At 63.1% G+C, this 654-nt stretch carries 2 protein-coding genes; both read right to left on the bottom strand.

Annotation, left to right across the window (positions count from 1 at the left end; genetic code table 11):
* Positions 1-81 precede the first annotated feature (81 nt).
* A complete protein-coding gene (locus CK240_RS17735; RefSeq protein WP_095641555.1) occupies positions 82-297 on the bottom strand; it encodes a hypothetical protein in 216 nt (71 codons plus the stop codon).
* 150 nt (positions 298-447) lie between these two features.
* The coding region (locus CK240_RS18825) for a hypothetical protein (RefSeq protein ID WP_205957917.1) at positions 448-654 on the bottom strand (207 nt) is incomplete at its 5' end.

Here is a 654-nt window from a genome sequence, read left to right as displayed (position 1 = left end):
GCGCGTGTAAGCGCATCGCCCGCGTCTGGGCAGGGGCCGGTCGCAGCGGGATGTTGCACCGGCCCCATCCATTTGCCGGGACTAACCCATCATCCCAGAAATGCCTTGGATTTCGTATTCCTCTTTCTTCGCGGCCCTGACCGCCTCGAGCATGGCGTTCAACTCAATGACCCGTTGACCGGCATCCATTAGACTCATGTCGTTTCGTGCCAATCTAGCGACCTCAAAGCGGCGTTCTTCGACCAGTTGCCGCTCGAGCTTTTCGAGGTTCTGATAGTCTTCGGATTGGGTTGACATGCGTGGTTCCTCTTGGGTTTCTAGGTGCGCCTCGAGCATAGCTTGCGCCGTTATCCTGGCACAACCGCGCCGCGCGTGGGTTGCTTGCGGGTTGCATGACATAAAACTCGTTATCGGGGGACGGCGACCGCAGGTTGATCCGGGGGGAGGTCAGCGGCGGTGCCAGGGCCACCAGCGGCGGGGCGGAGGCGCAGGGGCGCTCTGCTCTTGGGGAGCATCGCGGCGGGCCAGCTCCTGGGCCTGCGCCCTCCACTCGTCGCGGTCCCGCTCCAAGTCTGCAATCCGCTGATCCTTGCCCTTCAGTTCCGCCTCCAGCATGGCGATGCGGATCAGGGTTTCGTCGGGGGGTGGCACCTG

Source organism: Paracoccus salipaludis (genome assembly GCF_002287065.1).
GTDB lineage: Bacteria > Pseudomonadota > Alphaproteobacteria > Rhodobacterales > Rhodobacteraceae > Paracoccus > Paracoccus salipaludis.
Note: the sequence above shows the minus strand (reverse complement) of the source record. Positions and strands in the feature narration are given on the sequence as shown.

What these genes read in the sequence shown, in the direction of transcription:
- CK240_RS17735 (WP_095641555.1), bottom strand. Translation starts at nt 297, where the DNA reads ATGTCAACCCAATCCGAAGACTATCAGAACCTCGAAAAGCTCGAGCGG.